At 67.1% G+C, this 19,440-nt stretch carries 12 protein-coding genes and 1 pseudogene; 7 read left to right on the forward strand and 6 right to left on the reverse strand.

Features of this window, described 5'->3' with window-relative positions:
- Positions 1-12 precede the first annotated feature (12 nt).
- From mycP to eccCa, 3 genes are read right to left on the reverse strand one after another with little or no spacing between them, the layout of a single operon-like run.
- On the reverse strand, positions 13-1,395 hold the full coding sequence (gene mycP, locus EH231_RS20800) for a type VII secretion-associated serine protease mycosin (RefSeq protein WP_090430203.1): 1,383 nt from the start codon (positions 1,393-1,395) through the stop codon (positions 13-15).
- The gene (eccD, locus tag EH231_RS20805) at positions 1,395-2,834 is read right to left on the reverse strand and encodes a type VII secretion integral membrane protein EccD (protein ID WP_124713222.1); all 1,440 of its coding nucleotides are present in this window, start codon (positions 2,832-2,834) and stop codon (positions 1,395-1,397) included. Before eccD (EH231_RS20805) ends, mycP begins: the two co-directional genes overlap by 1 nt.
- Complete coding sequence (gene eccCa, locus EH231_RS20810; protein WP_164480968.1) at positions 2,831-6,835, reverse strand: type VII secretion protein EccCa; 4,005 nt, start codon at positions 6,833-6,835, stop codon at positions 2,831-2,833. The genes eccD (EH231_RS20805) and eccCa overlap by 4 nt, the downstream gene beginning before the upstream one ends.
- Positions 6,836-6,920: 85 nt before the next feature.
- Between eccCa and eccD (EH231_RS20815) the strand changes: the two genes are divergently transcribed.
- Positions 6,921-8,387 (forward strand): type VII secretion integral membrane protein EccD, encoded by a 1,467-nt coding sequence (eccD, locus tag EH231_RS20815; protein ID WP_241177782.1) that lies wholly within the window; start codon positions 6,921-6,923, stop codon positions 8,385-8,387.
- A gap of 21 nt (positions 8,388-8,408) precedes the next feature.
- On the opposite strand, the gene eccB is transcribed toward eccD (EH231_RS20815), so the two are convergent.
- Positions 8,409-9,908 carry a type VII secretion protein EccB gene (gene eccB / locus EH231_RS20820; RefSeq protein ID WP_090430195.1) on the reverse strand — a complete coding sequence of 500 codons (1,500 nt, stop codon included), beginning with the start codon at positions 9,906-9,908 and terminating at the stop codon, positions 8,409-8,411.
- 62 nt (positions 9,909-9,970) lie between these two features.
- Between eccB and eccE the strand changes: the two genes are divergently transcribed.
- Both eccE and EH231_RS20830 read left to right on the forward strand, forming a co-directional pair.
- Positions 9,971-11,677 carry a type VII secretion protein EccE gene (eccE, locus tag EH231_RS20825; RefSeq protein ID WP_124713223.1) on the forward strand — a complete coding sequence of 569 codons (1,707 nt, stop codon included), beginning with the start codon at positions 9,971-9,973 and terminating at the stop codon, positions 11,675-11,677.
- Between the two features lie 15 nt (positions 11,678-11,692).
- A complete protein-coding gene (locus tag EH231_RS20830) occupies positions 11,693-12,412 on the forward strand; it encodes a DUF5336 domain-containing protein (RefSeq protein WP_124713224.1) in 720 nt (239 codons plus the stop codon).
- On the opposite strand, the gene EH231_RS20835 is transcribed toward EH231_RS20830, so the two are convergent.
- Positions 12,342-13,478 (reverse strand): acyltransferase family protein, encoded by a 1,137-nt coding sequence (locus EH231_RS20835; RefSeq protein ID WP_124713225.1) that lies wholly within the window; start codon positions 13,476-13,478, stop codon positions 12,342-12,344. The two genes, EH231_RS20830 and EH231_RS20835, sit on opposite strands and share 71 nt — an antisense overlap.
- 48 nt (positions 13,479-13,526) lie before the next feature.
- Between EH231_RS20835 and EH231_RS20840 the strand changes: the two genes are divergently transcribed.
- The 4 genes from EH231_RS20840 to EH231_RS20855 all read left to right on the forward strand — a co-directional run bounded on the left by EH231_RS20840 (position 13,527) and on the right by EH231_RS20855 (position 17,833).
- Positions 13,527-14,996: a glutamate-cysteine ligase family protein gene (locus EH231_RS20840; protein ID WP_090430820.1), complete on the forward strand. Its 1,470-nt coding sequence runs from the start codon at positions 13,527-13,529 to the stop codon at positions 14,994-14,996.
- Positions 14,997-15,014: 18 nt separating this feature from the next.
- Positions 15,015-15,695: a class I SAM-dependent methyltransferase gene (locus tag EH231_RS20845; RefSeq protein WP_124713226.1), complete on the forward strand. Its 681-nt coding sequence runs from the start codon at positions 15,015-15,017 to the stop codon at positions 15,693-15,695.
- A gap of 105 nt (positions 15,696-15,800) precedes the next feature.
- Positions 15,801-16,820, forward strand: a complete 1,020-nt coding sequence (locus tag EH231_RS20850; RefSeq protein ID WP_164480969.1) for a polyprenyl synthetase family protein — start codon at positions 15,801-15,803, stop codon at positions 16,818-16,820.
- The gene (locus EH231_RS20855) at positions 16,817-17,833 is read left to right on the forward strand and encodes a LacI family DNA-binding transcriptional regulator (RefSeq protein WP_124713227.1); all 1,017 of its coding nucleotides are present in this window, start codon (positions 16,817-16,819) and stop codon (positions 17,831-17,833) included. Before EH231_RS20850 ends, EH231_RS20855 begins: the two co-directional genes overlap by 4 nt.
- Positions 17,834-17,946: 113 nt before the next feature.
- Here the strand turns inward: EH231_RS20855 and EH231_RS34395 are convergent.
- Positions 17,947-19,356 (reverse strand): annotated as a pseudogene (locus EH231_RS34395) (APC family permease); the annotation flags it as partial.
- Positions 19,357-19,440: the final 84 nt, after the last annotated feature.

Raw genomic sequence — 19,440 nt, forward strand, 5'->3', positions numbered from 1 at the left:
CTTTCCCCTAACTCACCTGGTCCGCCGCCGGGCAGCAGCCACCGCCACCGCCGCCACCATCAACGCAACACACGCCGCGGTGACGGTGAAGACGATCCTGCGCGCCCGCACATTACCCGGGTCGGGTTGCGGCGGCCCGCTGATCGGTGAAGCGGCAGTGACATCGCGGCCGTCGGCCCCCGGCGGGAGCTGGTAGGTCAATGCCGCGACTGGGTCCACGACTCCATAACCCGTGGCCTGGTTGGGTCCATTCCCCGGGGTGCGGGCCGTCCGTTCGACCAGATCCTTGACCTCACCTGCGGTAAGGCCCGGGTAACGCGACCGGATCAGCGCCACCACACCCGAGACGAACGGCGCCGCGAAGCTGGTGCCGTTCAGCGGGGCCAGCCCCTGCTGGCCTAGTTGTGCGTTGCTCAGACCGGGACCGCCGGCGTCCAACGAGGTGACCCGCTCGCCCGGGGCGGCCACCGCCACCCATGGCCCGTGCAGGCTGAAGTCGGCCGGGGTGGCCGATGTGGTCACGGCACCGACGGTCAGCACGTAGTCGGAGAACCAGGCCGGGCTGGCGATGGTGCTGACGCTTTCCCAGCCGGTGTGCAGCGGCTGGTTCGGATCGTTCATGTTGTTCTGTGCCTTACACATGCTCTGGGAGTTGAAGTTGCCCGCCGCAGCCACCACCACGACATTGCGTTCGTAGGCGTAGCGCACCGCGAGACCGAGTTCCCGGTCGTCCATTCCGGCCGAAACAGGCGCGCAGGCCACCTCCGACAGGTTGATCACCGTGGCACCGAGGTCCACCGCCCGAGCTATCGCGAGCGCCAAAGTACGCGTATTGCCGTAACCGATCGATGTCGCGTTGGGATCGTCGTTCTGGCTGCTGCTCGTGCCCGCGACGCCGAAGGCGCCGCTGTTCTGCCGGATCGACAGGATCGAGGCCTCGGGGGCCACACCGGCGAAGCTGTCACCGTCGGCCGGGGACGCACCGATGATCCCGGCGACCAGGGTGCCGTGTGCGTCGCAGTCGACCAACCCGTCGCTGTTCGACACGTAGTCGCCGCCCGGCTCGAGCGCGGACAGTCGCGGATGACGATTGACGCCGGTGTCGATCACCGCCACCTTCTGCCCCGCGCCGCGCGAAAAGCGCCAGGCCTTGCGGTATTCGAGCATGGCCTCGGCACTGGTCTGCTTGGTGAAGTCGGTACCGGGCAGCACGCCGGTGGGGACGCCGCAGATCGACTTCTGCTCGGTCGGCTGCGTCGGTGCGACGGGGCCGATCGGCGGCGGACCGGGTTCGACGACGGGCGGCGTCACCGCACCGGCAGGCGGCACGCCGAAGCCGGCCAGCGCCACCGTCAGGACGACGGTCGCCACCGCCGAGTACCGCCGGGCGATCATCAGCCGCCCAGCCGTTCGTAGAGTCCGAGCGGCCACAACGCGAGCGGGATCACCGCGGCCACGGCCAGATACTCGAGATACACCGCGATGGTCCGGATCCGATGAAGGTACGAGGCGGCGACCCCGCCCACCACCAGCACCGCGAGTACGACGACCCCGGCAAGTTGCAACGGCCAGGCCCCGGTCTGGGCTTGTACACAGGCCACCAGCACCAGCGTCACGGCAGGCACGGCGAGCGCGGCGCGTTCCGGCCAGGTCGTCGCCCGGCGGCTGCGCAATGCCGGGACCGCAGCACAGACGAGGGCGAAAGCGAATGCCGCCCAACCCGTATCGACCCGCATCAACGCGGTGGCGCTGATCAACGCGGTAGTTGCCGCCCCCGCCAGCACGCCGGAGCGGGTCAGCACCGCTGACTGCACCCGGTCCCACACCTGTTCCGCGCTCGGCATCGGCGTACCGGGTTCGGCCGCGGCCGCGGCGGCGGACGCGGTGAAGGGATCGTCCCCGCGCGATTCGCCTGCGGAGGGCACCGGGTACTGGTCCAGGCGTGCCGTAAGCACCGGCACCGCCAGACACCCGAACACCGCCACCACGGCGGTGACCGCAGCCACCACCGTGACCGGCACGCCCAGCGTCCTGGCCGCGAACGCCGCAGCGCCGAAGCCCAACAGCACCGCCGCGGCGACATAGGTCCAGTGGCCGGCACCGATCACGCGGTGACATATCCCCGTGAGCACCAACAACACTGCGCACCCGACCGCCAGGCCGACCGCACCGTGCGGGGCCGCGAGCACCCAGCCGGCGGCGGCGCCCACGGCGATCACCGGCGGGCCGACCGCTGCGGCGATGTCGGCCCTGCCGAGCACTCGGCGCACGAGTGCGGCGGCGCCGACCAGCACCACCGTCATCAGGCCCGCGGAGACCAGAATCATCGGCCGGTGCGCCGACAGCCCGGGGGCGAGCAGGAGAACGACCCACACGGCCGCGCACAGCCACAACCCGGCGAAGGCCATCATCCGCGCCGCGGTGGCACTCCACGCCGCATAGGACGCGCGGTTCAGCCGGGCCGCCGCGTCCACCACGTCGTCGTACAACGTGGGCGGCGACAACGCCTGACGAGCCGAGAGGCGCAACAGCTCACCGTTTTTCACCCCGGCATCGCGCAGGGTCCGGTCGGGTTCCAGCACACCGGCGCCGGCCCGGCCCGCGCGGCTGAGCACCCAGAACGTCCGTCGCTCGTCGCGATCGGCCATGTCGTCACTGCGCTCGTCGTCCCGGGACTTGATCAACCGGGCCAGCTCCGGAAGGAACGCGGCCACCGGGACGTCGGCCGGCAGCGCGACATCGAGTTGGGTGCGCCCGCCGACCACGGACACCCGCATCGCCTCGGGTGCCGCGGACACCACGTGCACGGCGCGAAGCTCCTCGACGCCGGTCACAGGTCGGGCATCCGGGACAGTTGGACCACGCCGCTACGAGTGGTCCGCGAGACCAGCATGCCGCGGCCTGGAGGCATGGCGCTGGCCTTGTATCCGCCGAACAGCCCGCCCTCGTCTCTGCTTCCGCTCATCACCAAGCCGTTGCAGGACAGGTCTTTCAGACGTCCGACGATCGGGTCCATCATCGCCCGCCCGGCCCCCCCGCTGCGGCGGGTGACCACGACGCGCAGCCCGATGTCGCGGGCCTGCGGCAGGTATTCGACCAGCGGTCCGAGCGGATGGCTCAGCGAACCACCGGGGATCAGGTCGTAGTCGTCGATCATCACGAACAGGTCCGGGCCCGACCACCAGGACCGTTCCTTGAGTTGTTGCTGGGTGATGTCGTTGGGCGGCAGGCGATCTTTCAGGGCACCGGCCAGTGCCGTCATCAGATCCGTGCACGACTGCGGGGCCGTGGCGTACCCGCCGAGGTATTCGTCGGGCACGACACCCAGCATCGAGCGACGGAAGTCGACCAGGATGATCTTGGCTTCCAGCGGAGTGGCGTTCTCCATCACGCCCGCGGCGATGTTGCGCAGCAGACCGGTTTTTCCGCATTCGGTGTCGGCGAAGGCCACCAGGTGTGGTTGCGAATCGAAATCCAGGATGACGGGCGCGAGCTCTTCTTCGTTGATGCCGATCGCGATCCGGGCCTTGCTGAGTTGGCCGGCATCGCGGGCGACGCGGACGACGTCGTCGCGGTTCACGTCGTGCGGCAGCATCCGCACCTTCGGCGCCTCCCGATCCTGGTAGTGGGCGCGCACCGCCTCGACGGCGCCTGCCACCCCGGCCGGCAGATCCTCGACCCCGGAACTGGAGTCCAGCCGCGGCAATGCGATCAGGATGTGCAGGCGCTCGGAGTTGATGCCACGACCGGGCCGCCCGATCGGGACCAGTTCGGCAGAGCGGCGTGCCACCTCGCTGTCGATCGGGTCACCGAGGCGCAGCTCGACACGAGTGCCGAGCATGTCCTTGACCGCCGGCCGGATCTCCATCCACCGCGATGCGGTGATCGCCACGTGAACGCCGTAGGACAGGCCCTGGATGGCCAGCGACTGGATCACCGGGTCGAGCTGCTCGAAGTCGCTCTTGATCGATGCCCAGCCGTCGACGACCAGCACCACGTCGCCGAATTTGTCCTGGCTCACCTCGCCTTTGGCCTTGCGCTGGCGGAAGTCGCGCATGGATTCGATGCCGAGTTCACGGAACAGCTGCTCGCGGCTCCGTAGCACCCCGGCCACCTCGGCCACTGTGCGCCGGATGGCGTCGGCGTCCATCCGGCCCGCCACCCCGCCGACGTGCGGCAGCTTGGCCAGGCTGGTCAGGGTGCCGCCGCCGAAGTCCAGGCAGTAGAACTGCAACTGCTCAGGGGTGTGGGTAGCGGCCGCGGCCATGATCAGGGTGCGCAGCGTAGTGGACTTGCCCGACTGCGGCCCACCGACCACGGCCACGTTGCCCTGGGCGCCGGACAGGTCGACCATGAGCACATCGCGACGCTGATCGTAAGGCCGGTCCACCACACCCATCGGCATCCACAGGCGGCCGTTGAGATTCTGTGGTGCCGACCAATCCGATTCGGGCAGAAGCTCGTTCACCGCGGGACTGTCGTCGAGCGGCGGCAGCCACACCTCGTGGGCGGGCCTGCCGTGGCCGCGCAGCCGGCTGACCACCATGTCGAGCAGCGTGGTCTTGGTGGGACCAACCGGAGCGGAATCCGCCTCGACCGGCGGCAGCGCCGAAGGCGCCGGGCCGCGGTCGGGCACCACGTCCTTCTTGACCGGTGTGGCGGTGAACAGCTTGGGCGCCAGCGCGCCCAACTGGGCCACCCGACCGGTGCGGGCCGATATCCGTGGCTTGACGTATTCCCCCGAGACGTAGCACGCGTTGAACCGGATCGGTTCGGAGGCATCGCATTTCAGGAATGCCGACCCGGGAACGCTGGGCAGGTGGTAGGCGTCGGGCACACCGAGCACGCTGCGCGACTCGCCTGCCGAGAACGTCTTGAGGCCGATCCGGTAGGACAGGTGCGAGTCCAGGCCGCGCAGCTTGCCCTCCTCCAGACGCTGCGAGGCCAGCAGCAGGTGCATGTGCAGCGAGCGTCCCAGCCGGCCGATCATCACGAACAGCTCGGCGAAATCAGGCTTCTGGGACAGCAGTTCGGAGAATTCGTCGACCACGATGAACAGTGCGGGAAGCGGTTCGAGGTCGGTGCCCGCCGCGCGGGCCCGCTCGTATTCGGTGACGTTGGGGAAATTTCCGGCGGCGCGCAGCAGCTCCTGGCGGCGGTTCATCTCACCGGCCAGTGCGTCCCGCATGCGGTCCACCATGGTCAGCTCGTCTTCGAGGTTGGTGATGATCGCCGCGATGTGGGCGATCCCGTCCAGACCGAGGAACGTCGCGCCGCCCTTGAAGTCAACAAGCACCAGGTTGAGCTGCTCGGGTGAGTGCGACGTGATCATCGACAGCACCAGCGTGCGCAGGAATTCCGACTTGCCCGACCCGGTGGCACCGATGCACAGCCCGTGCGGGCCCATGCCGCCCTCGGCGGCCTCCTTGATGTCGAGTTCGATGGGCTGCCCGTTGGGGGTGATACCGATCGGCACCCGCAGCCGCTCCCGCGGAGACCGCTGCCGCCAGATCTGTTCTGGCACGATGCCTGCGGCGTCGGGAATCTTCAGCAGTGCCATCAGGCCTGGGTCGACGGCCCTCGAATCGGCCTCCAGGCTGACGATGTGCGCGGCGTTCGCCGGCCGGTAGCGACCGATCCGCCGTGCCGTGGTCTCGGCCTCGGGAATGGTGATGGTGTCCGGGGTGGCGAACCGTTCGACACCGACGGCGGTCCGCGCGGCCACGTCGTCACCCTCGACGACCAGTTGGAGGCTGCGCCGCGCAGACGCCCCGGCCCGCAGGCCGTTCAGGTCGAGCAGCGTCACGCTGTCCAGCCCGGCATCGGTGATCAACTGCTCGTCGCCGGTGACGAAACCGTCGTCCAGCACGACGACCAGCTGCTTGAGCCCCTGCGTCGGCTGCGAGTTACGCGTGAACCGGCCGCGTTCCGCCAACTCCGAAGACAGTGCCGTCTCCATCAGCTCGAGCGTGGGGAACAGCAACCGCATCGAACCCATGCCGTCGCGGGTCACCGCGTGCTGCGCATGCGGCAGCCATTTGACCCAGCTCCAGTTCTCACCGTCCGGGTTGGCGGTGACGATCGCCACCTGCACGTGGTCGGGCCCGTGAAAGGTGCACAGTTCCAACACCATCGACCGCACGAGCTGCTGCGCGAGCTTGCGCTCGCCTTCGAAGGTGATGGTGGGGAACGCGCGCAGCGACACCGCGGTCGGCAGCGCATGCACCACCGAATGGGTCTTGACGAACCGGCGCAGCGCCACCGTCGACACCGGTTCCAGGTCCTCGGGCGGACCGGTCTCGGGAGCCATCAACCGCGTCGCCAGCCGGTGGGTCCCGATACCGACCCGGATGTGGCAGTAATCCGCATCGCTGGGCCGCCGCTCCCACATGCGCCGGGTACCGACCACATCGGCCAGCGCCCGCGGATCGGGATGGCTCCATTCCAGCGCGGTGCGTTGTTCGGCTCCGGTGGTGTCGGCTTCCTCGCGAAGATTGGCGAGATAACTGAAGTAGTCCTTGCGTTCCTCGTTGAGCTCGGCGGCGGCTTTGCCATTGCGGTTCCCGCCGCCCATGAACATGCCGACCATCGACATGATCATCATCATCGGGAAGAGCAGGAACATCGGGCTTCTGGCCATGTCGCGGCCACCGACCGTGATCATCAGCGCGATCATGCCGATCACCGCGACCAGCATCACGAACGGCATCAGCCGCATCATCAGGTTGCCCGGGATTGCCCGCGGCACCTCGGGCGGTGGCGCCAGGTTGACCTCGCCGCCGGGCATCCGCGGCGGTGCCACCCGAAGGCGGCGGACGAACCCCTGCGTACTCAACCTTCCCTCCCCGGAAGCTGCTGGAGCCGGATGCTGGGTATTGTTCGTGTCGAGCAATCCCATTGCGCAGGAGGCCGACTGGATTGTGACCCTACTTGAGCCAGACCTCGAAGCCGAACCGGAACTGAGCCGACTGACCCTGGTGGTCGGCGAACTGAACATCGACGTCGGGCTGCCTGCACACGTCAGCATCGCCCAATACATCCCCGATGTCATCGATATCGCGAATGAACAGATCACCGCGAATGACGCGATCGTCGAGTTCGCCGCTGCTGACGGGCAGTGGACATTGGCCCCGCTCGGCGGCGAACCGATCGCCCCGCACCTGTCGCTCGGCGAAGCAGGGGTCTACGACGGCGACCTGTTGATGATCTGCGCGGCGGGCCAGCCGGTCAGCCCGTTGCTGTTCGACGACGTCGACGACACCCAAAGCCCAGAGGCCGGGGCCGGCACCGTGCGGAGCTGGTTCACGGACAACGCCAACGTGTTGGCCGGCTTCGGTGTCACCGCGGCCGCCGCCGTCACGCTGGCGGGCGTGCTGGCACATTGGGCCGCCCAACCCGCGGTGTCCGCGGCGGTGCTGGCCCTCGGCGCGATGGGGGTGCTGCTGGCCTGCCTGGTGGCGCACCGGCCGCCCGCCACCGGCACGTCGGCCTGGATCGCCGCGGTGTCGATGCCGCTGGTCTTCGCCGGCTCGCTGTATTTGGTGCCCGACGGATCCGGCGCCACCTCCCTGCCGATGTCGTTCGCCCTGACCGCGTTCGGCGCACTGCTCGTGCTCCTGGTCTCGGGAAGCGGATCCGCCGTGTACACCGCGATCATCGCGGCGTGCACTTTCGGTGGCGTCAGTTCCACGGCAATGTTGCTGTGGCAGCCGCCCATCCGAACGGTGGGGGCTTTGCTCGCGACCGCGGCCGTTATCGTCGTCTACCTCGCTCCGCGGGTGACGATCGGACTCTCGAAACTGCCGATCCCCCGGGTGCCGACGGCAGGCGAACCGCTCGATGACATCGAGACCCAGGGCGGCACAACTGTCGAAGGCGTCAATGCCATCGGCAAACAGATCATCCCGACCGAGGAAGATCTGATCAGCCGCGTCCGGCGGGCCAATCAGCACCTGACCGGCATTCTCGTCGCGGCCGCTCTCGCGGCGTTGGTCGGCTGCTATCTGGCGGTGGACGTCAGCAACGGGTTCTACTGGCAGGGCACCGTTTTCGCCATCATGGTGGCGACCGTGCTGTGCCTGCGCGGTCGTGGCCACCATGATCTGGTGCAATCCGCGACACTGATCGGCAGCGGGCTGACCATCGCCGTCGCCGTGATCCTCAAGACCGCGGTGAACGTCGAGGGCTGGCAGGCCCGCGCCGTGGTCGTACTGCTTGCCCTGATGGTGCTGATCCTGGCGTGCGGGCTGGTCGCACCGCTGCGCGAGTTCTCCCCGGTGATGCGGCGTCAGGTCGAGATACTCGAATACATCGCCGTGGGATCGCTTTTCCCGCTGTGCTTCTGGATCATCCGCGTCTACGCGTTCTTCCGCGAGATGAGCCTCTAGCGCTGGATCAGCGGCTCGCCGCTAGCCCGTCGACACCTTGCTGCTGTCCGGGTCGGCGGCCATGCCGTCATGGGCGACCAGGGCCGCCTCCTGGGACAGCTCCGGCCCGGCCGGCAACAACGACAACACCGGCCACGGCGCCCACTGCGGCGCGTTGGCCGGCCCGTCGGGAATCTTGACGCCGCTGACCCCGAGCACCTCGGCGGTCGGCAAATCCTTGATGTGGTACCGCACTCCGGTATCCGAGACGTAGAACAGCTGTCCCGTCGAGCGGCTGTCCGGATCGCTGCCGGTGGCCTGCACATATTCACCGGCACCCGGGGTCAGGTACACCGAGTCCGCCCCGGGCCCGCTGCCGTCGGCACTGGCCAGCCGAACCATCTGCGCGCCCTCGGCGGTGGGCAGCCGGTGACCGACCAGCAGCCTCACATTCGCACCGGCGTCGGTGTTGGACCGCTGCCAGCCCATACACACCACCCGGTCCGGATTCGGCGGCACGATCCGGGGTGACACCAGTGGGTAGTGGTCGATCGCCAACCGGTGCACGGTGGGCACCTCGGCCAGCGTCGCGGGCGCGATGTCGGCGATCTGTCCGGTGGCCACCTCGCCGGACGCGCTGTAGCGGATGATGTCGGCGGTGGCCTGCGAGACGGGTTGCAGACCTTCGCGCAACACGACGTAGAGCTGTTCACCACGGGAGTCGACGGATTTGACGATGGCGCCGACCGGGTGGTCCGGCCCCAACGGACCGGGCTCCCCCGACCCCTGGATCTGCACCGGAGTGATCGGGTCGACCAACGGGAAGGTGTTGAGCAGGGCCAACGACATCGGCCGGGTGGCCGCACCCTGCAGGTGAAGTCCGTTGACCAGAACCGGATCTGACACATCGATCGGGGCGCGTACGCCCCGGTAAACCAGGTACGTCGTCCCGCCGGTCTCGGTGAGGACAGCCTCGGCGGAATCGACCGGGCGGATACCGCCGTCGAGCACCGGATCGTTGGCCAGCACCGTGGTCTGCAGGCTGGGCGTGCCGGTGGTTTCGGTGACGGCCGGCATCAGCAGGTTGTCGCAGACGGTCCACGACGACAACGCCAAGTCATCACCGCGGTTGATACTCGCCGGTGCGCCGACGATGCCGACCATGGGTCCGCGCGGTACGACGTCGAGGAACTTGTCGTCGACCTGCTTGGGGCTGTCGTTCTTGCCGACGATCAGCCGGGCCGAGGCCAGATTCAGCACAGGATGGATCTGGTCCCCGATCCGGACGAACGGCGCACCGCTGGACTTGCTCAGCACGATCTGCGCGTCGCCGATGTTGGGTGCGGGCTTGAAGAACGCCATGACAGCCGAGGCGCCCGTGATCAGGACGGCGATCACCGCCCCCACGATCAGGGCCCGCATCTGGCCGCGCATCGGATCGTGGATCATCCGCGAATCGCCCCGGATGAGCGCGTGCTCAAGGCGGCGGATCAGGAAACGGTAGCCGTTCACCTGTGCGCGAGTGGTAACTTGCGCTGGCATGCGTAGTGTTTAGCACGTCCGCACCACCTCGAGATGAAGTCCGAGCGCCTATCCGAAAAGCGATGCGTCCATTGACTTTCGCAGCAAAGCTCGTCACCGCCGGCGATACCGGCCCGCAGCGGCTCTTCCCATTGGTCGACCTGATCGTCCTGCAAATTGTCGTCGTCGTCGGCATCGTCGGCGCGCAGCTACTGGACCGGCCCGGCTGGCAGGGTGCGGCCGTGGGTCTGGTGCTGGCGTTGCTGCTGGTTGCTCCGGTCGTCAAGGGCACGACGGCACCGCGGGCGCTGGCGCTGCGCGGGAGGTTTCTGCGCAATCGACGACGACGCACAGGCAAGTCCGCGCCGGCTTCCCTGCCGACCGAGCCGTTCGACGTTCCGACACCCGACGGACTGCAGATCGGATTCCGTTGGAACGGTTCGACTTTGCTGTCATTGCTCAAGATCGACGAAAACCCCAGGGCTTTGACCGTTTTGGAGCCGGGCGTCACCGTTTCCGGCGAGATGGTTCCCGTGCAGGCCCTGCTGGACTGCCTGCGCCAGTTCGACATCACGCTCGAATCCATCGACATCATCAGCCAGGGCTCCCGCTCGGCCGGTCACACCGACGTCGCCGCGGTCTACGACGCCGTGCTGGGGCCACTGCCCGCGATCGCCCAGCGCACCGTGTGGATTGCCGTGCGGTTCAACCCGTCGCGCTGTGCGGAGGCGGTCCGGCGCCGTGGCGGCGACCGCGACGGCATCCTGCGCGCCGCCACCACCGCGACCCGGCGCGTCGCCAACCGCCTGGCCGAGGCGGGCCTGCAGCCCCAGTTCCTGTCGGCCAGCGGCATCGCGGCGGCCACCAACCAGCTCAGCGACGGGGTCAACCTCGGCACCGTCGAGGAGACGTGGGAGGACTGCCGGGAGGGCCACTTCCGGCTGTCCAGCTTCGCCGTGCAACCGAACATGCTGACCACTGCCGGACTCGGGCTGTTGTGGACCGTACCCAGCTACTCCACGACGGTGTGCCTGTCGCTGCGCGAGGCCCCCGATCACGGCACCGAGGAGGATCTGGTCCAGGTCCGTGGACTCGTCCGCTTCGACAGCGACGTGCGCGTCCCCACCGAGTTGCGCGGGCTCATCCCGCTGCACGGTCAGCAGTTTTCCGCGCTCGCGGCGACCCTTCCGATCCCGGACGTCCCCGGGGCCCGCCACATCGAGCACTGGGCGTCCGGCCTTCGCGGCGACGCACTGAGTGATCTGGCCCTGCCCGCGTCGGGTTGCGGTCAGGTGATCGGCGCCGACCAGGAGGGCCGCGCGGTGGCGCTGCCGGTGTTCGGGCCGCAGATCAGCCGGGTCGACATCGTGGGCACCCTGCATCTCGCCCAGCAGGTGGTGCTGCGCTCGCTGGCCCTGGGTGCCCGGGTGCTGGTGCACAGCCGGCGTCCGGCGTTCTGGCGCGACATGGTCGAGGTCGTCGGACGCCATGACCTGCTGTGGGTAGCCGACTTCAACCGGCGCGCCATCCAGGCCGGTGCGGAGCGCAACTACACCGTCGAGATGTTCGACGGTGTACCGGAGCAATCGGTTCGGATCGGGGTGACGACCATGGTGCTCGCTCCGCCGAATACCCGGCCGTCCGATCAGGCCGACGTGGTCCTCGACCTGATCTCGCTGGAACACGACACGGTCAAGGTGAGCACTCAGGCCGGCTCGGCGGTGGTCACGATGGTCGCCACCGATGACGAGATGCGTTACCTGAGAGCATCCGCGAACAGCATCGACTGATGTGAAGGAGTGATCGTGGTCAATTCACCGAGCCGCAACCTGTCGATCGCGGTGGTGGTGCTGGGTCTGGCCGGCTACTGCGTGAGTTTCGGGCCGGCGGCCCACGGCGGAGGCAACGACTGGCACGTCAGGTTCGCCGTACTGGCCGGCCTGGCGGCCGCAATCGGCCTGCTGCCCAAGCAGGCTGCCATCCCATGGCTCACCGCCGTCCTGGCCGCGGCGGGTTTTCTCGATGCCTTGTCGAACGTCCTGACCTCCTCGGGGTGGGTGCTGACCACGATCGTGGTGCTCAACGGATTGCAGACAGTGGCGGCGGTCGCGGCGCTGTGGCTGGCACCGGAGCCGACGGCCGCTGCCGCAGGTGGGTACGAGGCCTACCTCGACTACTACAACCAGGCGGTCCAGCAGTACTACCAGCAGGGCGCGGTGGCACAACCGGATGCGTCGCAGCGCAGCGGTTACGGCCAGGCCTATGCCCGGGGCTACACCCAGTCCCAGGCCCAGTCTCGGGCCCAGTCCCAGGCCACCCCCCAAGCACCCCAGTACGGCGATTACGCCGATCTGCTGTCGCCACAACAGGATTACGGCCGGACCGCTGCCACGGCACCCGCTCAGCCCGGCGGGTCGGTGGCCCCACCCGGTCGGGCTGGGGCAGGCCCCGCCACTAACCGCGCGGCCGAGTCAGCCGATGGAGCAGCCACGCCGCAGGCACCGTGGCCACCAACGTCACGATGAACAGGACGGTGGCCGAACCGGTGTAAACGTGCCAGCCCAGCACGAACTCCATCACCAGATCCATCGCGACCACGTGCAATAGGAAGACCTCGTAGGAGATCTCGCCCAGCCACACCATCGGCCTGCTGCCCATCAGCCGCGCGTAGAGGCCGTCCCCATCGAGCGCCAGCGGGGCCACCACAAGGGCCGCGATGATCGCGTAGAACATCGTCTTGGCCAGGTCCTCGGTCAGATCGAGGGCTACCGCGGTGGTGATCCCGGCGATCGGGGTCGAGACCACCAGATAGCAGGCCAGCGCCAGGGGCAACGCCGCCATCGCGTAGCAGCGCACGCGCATCGTGCTCAGCACGGCGAGCATCATCCCGCCGACGAACCAGACCAGATAGTGCGGCAGCCAGGCCCCGCCGCCGACCGGCATCCATTCGGTGTTGTGCAGCAGTACCAACCACAGCGGGCTGACCACGGCCAGGCCAGTCAGCCCGGCCAGCAGCAGCGCGGGTCGAAAATGCCTGCGACACAACACCACCAGCAGCAGGTAGGCCATGAGCGGCAGCACCGCGTAGAACGCGACCTCCACCGCCAGGCTCCACATCTGGCTCAACCCCTGGTGCAGGTACTCCGTGAAGTAGTTGTCGCTGTAGATCTGGGTCAGCGTCAGGTTGCGGAGCAGGCCCACCCACGTGTGCCCGGGATTCGGCTGTACGGGCCGCAGTTCGTAGATGCCGTAGACGATGAGGACCGTGACGACATAGGCGGGCATGATGCGGCGGAACCGGTTTCGCGCATAGCGCAGAGTGCTCGGTGCGTCGGCACCCGAGGCAGCCGCCTGCACCCAGGGCCGGAACAGCAACAGCCCGGAGAGCACGAAGAAGATCGCCACCCCCACCTCGAGGCGGGCGCTCATCAAACCCAGGTACCCCTGGGAGAGCAGGCCGGTGCCGTACGCCGCGTGGGTTCCCATCACCGTCAGCGCGGCCACCGCGCGCACTCCGGTGAGCGACGCGATGCGGTCGGCGTGCGAAACCTGCTCGAGCCCGCCTTGGTCTTCCTCAACCGGTGAGGTCATTTGGCCATTCTGCTGCGCGCGCGGCCGTTCGCGTTGTTGCATCGCGGTGTGGGTGAAGAGGTCAAGAACACCGAGTTCAGCCGCGCGCACCGGCAGGAGTACCGGCGCAAGGTGCAGCTGTGCCTCGACGTGTTCGAAACCATGCTGGCCCGGTCGAGTTTCGAGTTCGAGCGCCCGCTCACCGGCATGGAGATCGAGTGCAACCTCGTCGACAACGAATACCAGCCCGCGATGACCAACCAAGAGGTGCTGGCCTCGATAGCCGATCCGGCCTATCAGACCGAATTGGGCGCCTACAACATCGAATTCAACGTCCCGCCACGACCACTGCCCGGCCGGGCCGCGCTGGAGCTGGAGGACGAGGTGCGGCGCAGCCTCAATGCCGCCGAGCTCAAGGCCAGCGAGGACGGCGCGCACATCGTGATGGTGGGCATCCTTCCGACGCTGATGCCCGAGCATCTGTCGGACGGTTGGATGAGCCAGTCGACGCGCTACCAGGCGCTCAACGATTCGATCTTCACCGCCCGCGGCGAGGACATGCCCATCGACATCTCCGGGCCCGAACGGCTCAGCCTGCAGTCGGCGTCCATCGCGCCGGAATCCGCGTGCACCAGCATGCAGCTGCATCTGCAGGTCTCCCCCGCCGATTTCGCCCGGAACTGGAACGCCGCCCAGGTGCTGGCCGGACCTCAGCTGGCGGTCGGAGCCAACTCGCCGTACTTCTTCGGCCATCAACTGTGGGCCGAGACCCGCATCGAGCTGTTCACGCAGTCCACCGACACCCGTCCCGATGAGCTCAAGGCTCAGGGGGTGCGGCCACGGGTCTGGTTCGGCGAGCGCTGGATCACCTCGATCTTCGATCTGTTCGAGGAGAACGTGCGGTACTTCCCGTCGTTGCTGCCCGAGCTGACTGACGAGGATCCGGCCGCCGAGCTCGCGGCAGGCCGGGCACCTCAGCTCGCCGAGCTGCGGCTGCATAACGGGACCATCTACCGGTGGAACCGCCCGGTGTACGACGTGGTGGACGGTGTTCCCCATCTGCGGGTGGAGAACCGTGTGCTGCCTGCCGGCCCGACCGTGGTGGACATGCTGGCCAACGCGGCGTTCTATTACGGCCTGCTGCGGACGCTGTCCGAAGAGGACCGGCCGCTGTGGACCAAGATGAGCTTCGCCGCGGCCCACCACAACTTCGTCGAGGGCGCGCAGCACGGTCTGGACGCCCGGCTGTACTGGCCCGGTCTGGGCGAGGTGACGCCCGATGAGTTGGTGCTGCGCAGGCTGCTCCCGATGGCGCACGACGGGCTGCGCCGCTGGGGTGTGGCAGGGGAAGTATGCGACCGCTATCTGGGGGTCATCGAAGGTCGCGCCAAGACCGGGCAGACCGGATCGACCTGGCAGGTCGCGACGGTGAAGAAACTGCAATCACAGGGGTTGACCAGGCCCAAAGCGCTGGCCGAAATGTTGCGGGAGTATGTCCAGCGGATGCACAGTAATGAGCCCGTCCATACCTGGGATTGAGGCGCGTACGTTGGAGCCATGACTTCTGGACAGGTCTTGGACTGGGATGGCGCATACAAAGGGGAAGCAGGTTTCGAGGGCCAGCCGCCGTGGAATATCGGTGAGCCACAGCCCGAGCTTGCCGCGCTGCACCGGGCCGGGAAGTTCGAAAGCGACGTGCTCGACGCCGGCTGCGGACATGCCGAATTGTCACTGGCGCTGGCGTCGGACGGCTACACCGTCGTGGGGCTGGATCTGAGTCCGACGGCGATCGCCGCGGCCAATAATGCCGCGCAGGTTCGCGGGCTGTCGACGGCGAGCTTCGCCCAAGCCGACATCACCTCGTTCACGGGTTACGACGGCCGGTTCAACACCGTCATCGACTCGACCCTGTTCCACTCCCTGCCGGTCGAAGGTCGCGACGGCTACCTGAAATCCATCCACCGGGCCTCGGCACCGGGTGCGCACTATGTCGTGCTGGTGTTCGCCAAGGGCGCCTTCCCCGCCGAGTTGGAGACCAAGCCCAACGAGGTGTCCGAAGACGAGCTGCGGGCGGCAGTGTCCAAGTACTGGGAGGTCGACGACATCCGGCCGGCGTTCATCCATGCGAATGCCGCTGGATTGCCTGTGGATGCCCCCGTCGAGCTGCCGCAGCACGGGCTCGATGACAAGGGCCGCATCAAGTTCCCGGCGTTCCTGCTGACCGCGCACAAGGCCTGACCCACCGGCTCAGAACCGTACCCGGGGTGCCGAATCGATTTGGCACCCCGCAGGCCGGCCCGTATCCTGGTTTGCGTTCTCGCACCCACAGGAGAAGGGGCCGGTGTGACGATTCCGATCACTCTCGCACCAGACGCGGAACCGTTCTCCCCGGAGGCGATCGATTCTCAGGTGTCCTCCGTAGCCGCCGGCCTCAGGGCTCGGGTGTCGGAGCGCATCGCGAGTATCCCGCTCCCAGTTGATGATTCATCGATCGTCATCGACGCTCTCTCCGGTGGGAAGCACCTGCGCGCGCGGACTCTGTTCCTAGTTGCCCAATCGTTCGGTACACCTGATCCGCGATTCGCCACGGATGCCGCCGTCGCACTCGAGTTGCTGCACACTGCTTCGCTCGTCCACGACGACATCATCGACGGCTCTCGATTCCGCCGCGGGCAGCCGGCGCTCCATTGCGCAGCAGACGAGGCCACCGCAATTCTCATCGCAGATCTGCTCGTCGCCGTCTCGTTCGAAACCGCAGCAGCACTCGGCGCTGGTGCCGTCGCCTCGCTCGCCTGTGCCTTCGGGCAGCTCTGCAAGGGACAGCTTCTCGAACCGACGCTCAGATGGGGCGATGACGCTCAATCTGAAATCGAGGACTACGCGACGCTGAAGACCGGCGCCCTCTTCGGAGCCGCCTTCGAGCTCGGCGCCATGGCAGCTTCGTGCGACCACGCGTTCCAAGATCATTTCCGCGAGTCGGGCCAACGGCTCGGCCTCGCATTTCAGCTCACCGACGACCTCCTCGATGTCAGGGACGACGCTCTGAACCTTGGCAAGGATCACGGCGCCGACCTTCGCAATGGAGTTCCGACGCTGCCGCTGTGGAGCGCCTATCGGCGCCTCGTCGATCTCGGTGAGAGCCGTTCGGCCTCAGACCCGTCGCTGCGCGACATCCTGGCCGACGAAGCAGGTTCGGATCGCACGCTGCGTTATACGAGGAAGCGAATCGGCGCCCTGGTCGAGGAATCGCGGGGGTTGCTGCCCCACGCGAAGCAACCCCGGGGACTCGACCTCACGGTGGACACCGTCCTGGCCAATCTTGACCAATTCGCCGGCGCGGATTGCGGGTTCGAGGTTCCGTGAAACCCCGCCGCATCACCATCAAGGACGTCGCAAACGAAGCCGGCGTTTCCATCGCCACGGCGTCGGAGTCACTGAATGGAAAAGGACGGGTCGCAGCGGCCACACGTCAGAACGTGATCGATGTCGCGAATCGCCTGGGGTACACGGCGAACCGGATCGCCAAGAGTCTGAATGCGGGCAGAACCGGCTCGCTCGTGCTGACCGTCTCCCCGATGGCCGTACAGTCGTCAACCGCAGATCTGCAGCCCGAATGGGACATCGAGTACTACTTCAGAGTCCTCAACGGGGCGAGCGCTGAAGCCTTCCGCCGAGGGTTCCTTCTGTCCATGCTCCCCTCCCAGTTGTCCTCACAGTCGTTTCTGTCCGCGGCCGACGGCCTCATCGTTGTCGACCCGAGCGATGACGACGAGCTGCTCGCACAAGTCGCGCACACCGGCTTGGCCTGCGCCACCATAGGCCGGAACTCTGGCGAGTTCAGCTGGGTGGACAACGACTTCTCCACGGGCACAACGACGGCTCTCGCCCATCTGAATGCGGTCCGCAGTTCACGCACAGCGCTGTTCCTGAGCGAGACGAGTTCCTCCTATGTGCGAGACGAGCTTTCCGCGTATCTCGATTGGTGCTCGACCGTGTCGCTCGACCCGATCATCATCCGCTCTCCCGGCCCGCGCGTAGATGAGGCCGAACCGGTGATCCGGGCCGCGCTCGCCTCTCCTGACCGCCGTTTCGACGCGATACTGGCCACTCTCGACACCCTTGCATTCGCCACCGAGCGCAGCGCGCACATGCTGGGGCTGTCCGTCCCCGAGGATCTTCAAGTGGTCAGTCTCACGGATAGCCGTTACCTCGACTACGGCCTGCAGAAACCCATCACCGCGCTCGATCTTCACCCCGTTCGGCTGGGCGAGGTCGCTGTCGAGCTACTTGTTGCCGCGCTCGACGGGGAGACCGCTCGCCGACGCGAACTCGTGAGTGCATCGCTGACCGTTCGGGAATCCACGCTCGCAGACTGAGATGCGCCCGGTCCGCCAAGCTCGGGCCGGCGCTCCGTTTCGTCGTCAGCAGACTCGTCGCGCTCGAAGATCACGATCGTCTGCCCCGTCGAAGCCGCGCGAAGCCTCCTTCGATGCACCCAGTGCTCCACCACCACGCCAAGCACTCCGACCGCCAGAGCCCCGATGATCGTCGACCAGTCGCTGGCCCAGCCACCGCCGGTCTCCCGCGGCCAGGCGACATTGACTATCTGAAACACGAGCCAGACAAGCGCAATCCACCCGATCACGCGTCCCGCGCGCCCCATGAAGAGGCCCGGCTCCTCACTCCACCGGCCGCGAACGCGCGCGAAGGCCATGCCGAGAATCGGAAACAGGAAGGAAATGAAGAAGCCCACCGAGGAGAAGGAGATCAGCGCCATCTGGATGCCGTCGCTCTGGAAGGGGATGAAGAGCAACACCGCGATGAGCGCGGTGACTACCACGGCCTTCCTCGGCAGCCCGGTCTCTCCCGAAAGGCTCGTCAGGGTCCGGGCGAACGGCAGCTCTCCATTCCGCGCTGTTGCCCAGACGATTCGAGAGACCGTGATCTGAATCGTCATGAGGCTTGCGGCGAATGCGATGACGAAAAGGGCGAGGATGCCGCGAAACATCGGCTCGGGAAGCGCGCCGGCCATGATGGCGACGGCCGGATCCGCGGCGTTCTCGGGGTTTCGCAGGAAGTCCTCGCTCGGCACCGCGAGCGTGAATGCGAGCGTGCTGAACACGACGATGCTCATGATGGCGAAGAACGAGACCACCATCGCACGGGGCACGGCCTGCTTTGGACGCTTGACTTCCTCCGCGATCGAGCTCGCGCTCTCGAAGCCGATCGCGAAGTAACTCGAGAATGCGATGGCCATCACCAAAGGAGCCGAGAAAAGTACCCCACTGTGGTCGGGGAGTGCGGTCGGCGACAGATACTCGAGGGTCTGATGGCGCTCGAACGTGAGCAGCCAGATCGCAACTCCGACGGAGCCCACCGCCTCGGCGCCGATCACCGCGACCATGAGAACCTTGATGAACACTCGCCCAGCAAGATTCACCAGCGTGCTGAACGCGAGAATGGCGACCGCCAACCACGTGACGATCCCGTGGTCGACTCCCGACAGACCGAAGATGGGCGGGATCAGCACGGCCCCGGCGTATGCGACAGCGGGCAGCGTGATCAGGAGCGTCCAGATGTATGTCCACGACGCAAACCATCCGTAACGAGATCCCACGAGCCGACGGGACCACTGGTAGATACCACCCGAATCCGCCCACTTCGAAGCGAGCACACCCAGCGTGAGCACCACGACGAACTGGCCGGCGAAGAGGATGAGCCCGCCCCAGATGAACGCAGGTCCCGAGGTCGCCAGTCCGACCCCCAGAACGCTGTAGACCGCCACGATCGGTGAGACGAACGCGAACGCGACTGATAGAGCGGAAAAGGTGGTGAATTCTCTCTTCATCACCATCGGCGCCTCGGCCATGGGGCTCCCTTGATTCACAGGTGAAGGCATGTAACGGCGCTCACACTACGGTCGCCGAAACGTTTTAGCAACCCGAGTTAAACTGCTGGTGAAGATCTGATTATTGATCGAAAC

The sequence above is a fragment of the Mycolicibacterium nivoides genome (assembly GCF_003855255.1).
Classification (GTDB): domain Bacteria; phylum Actinomycetota; class Actinomycetes; order Mycobacteriales; family Mycobacteriaceae; genus Mycobacterium; species Mycobacterium nivoides.

What these genes read in the sequence shown, in the direction of transcription:
- mycP (WP_090430203.1), bottom strand. Translation starts at nt 1,395, where the DNA reads ATGATCGCCCGGCGGTACTCGGCGGTGGCGACCGTCGTCCTGACGGTG.
- eccB (WP_090430195.1), bottom strand. Translation starts at nt 9,908, where the DNA reads ATGCCAGCGCAAGTTACCACTCGCGCACAGGTGAACGGCTACCGTTTC.
- eccE (WP_124713223.1), top strand. Translation starts at nt 9,971, where the DNA reads ATGCGTCCATTGACTTTCGCAGCAAAGCTCGTCACCGCCGGCGATACC.
- EH231_RS20835 (WP_124713225.1), bottom strand. Translation starts at nt 13,478, where the DNA reads ATGACCTCACCGGTTGAGGAAGACCAAGGCGGGCTCGAGCAGGTTTCG.
- EH231_RS20845 (WP_124713226.1), top strand. Translation starts at nt 15,015, where the DNA reads ATGACTTCTGGACAGGTCTTGGACTGGGATGGCGCATACAAAGGGGAA.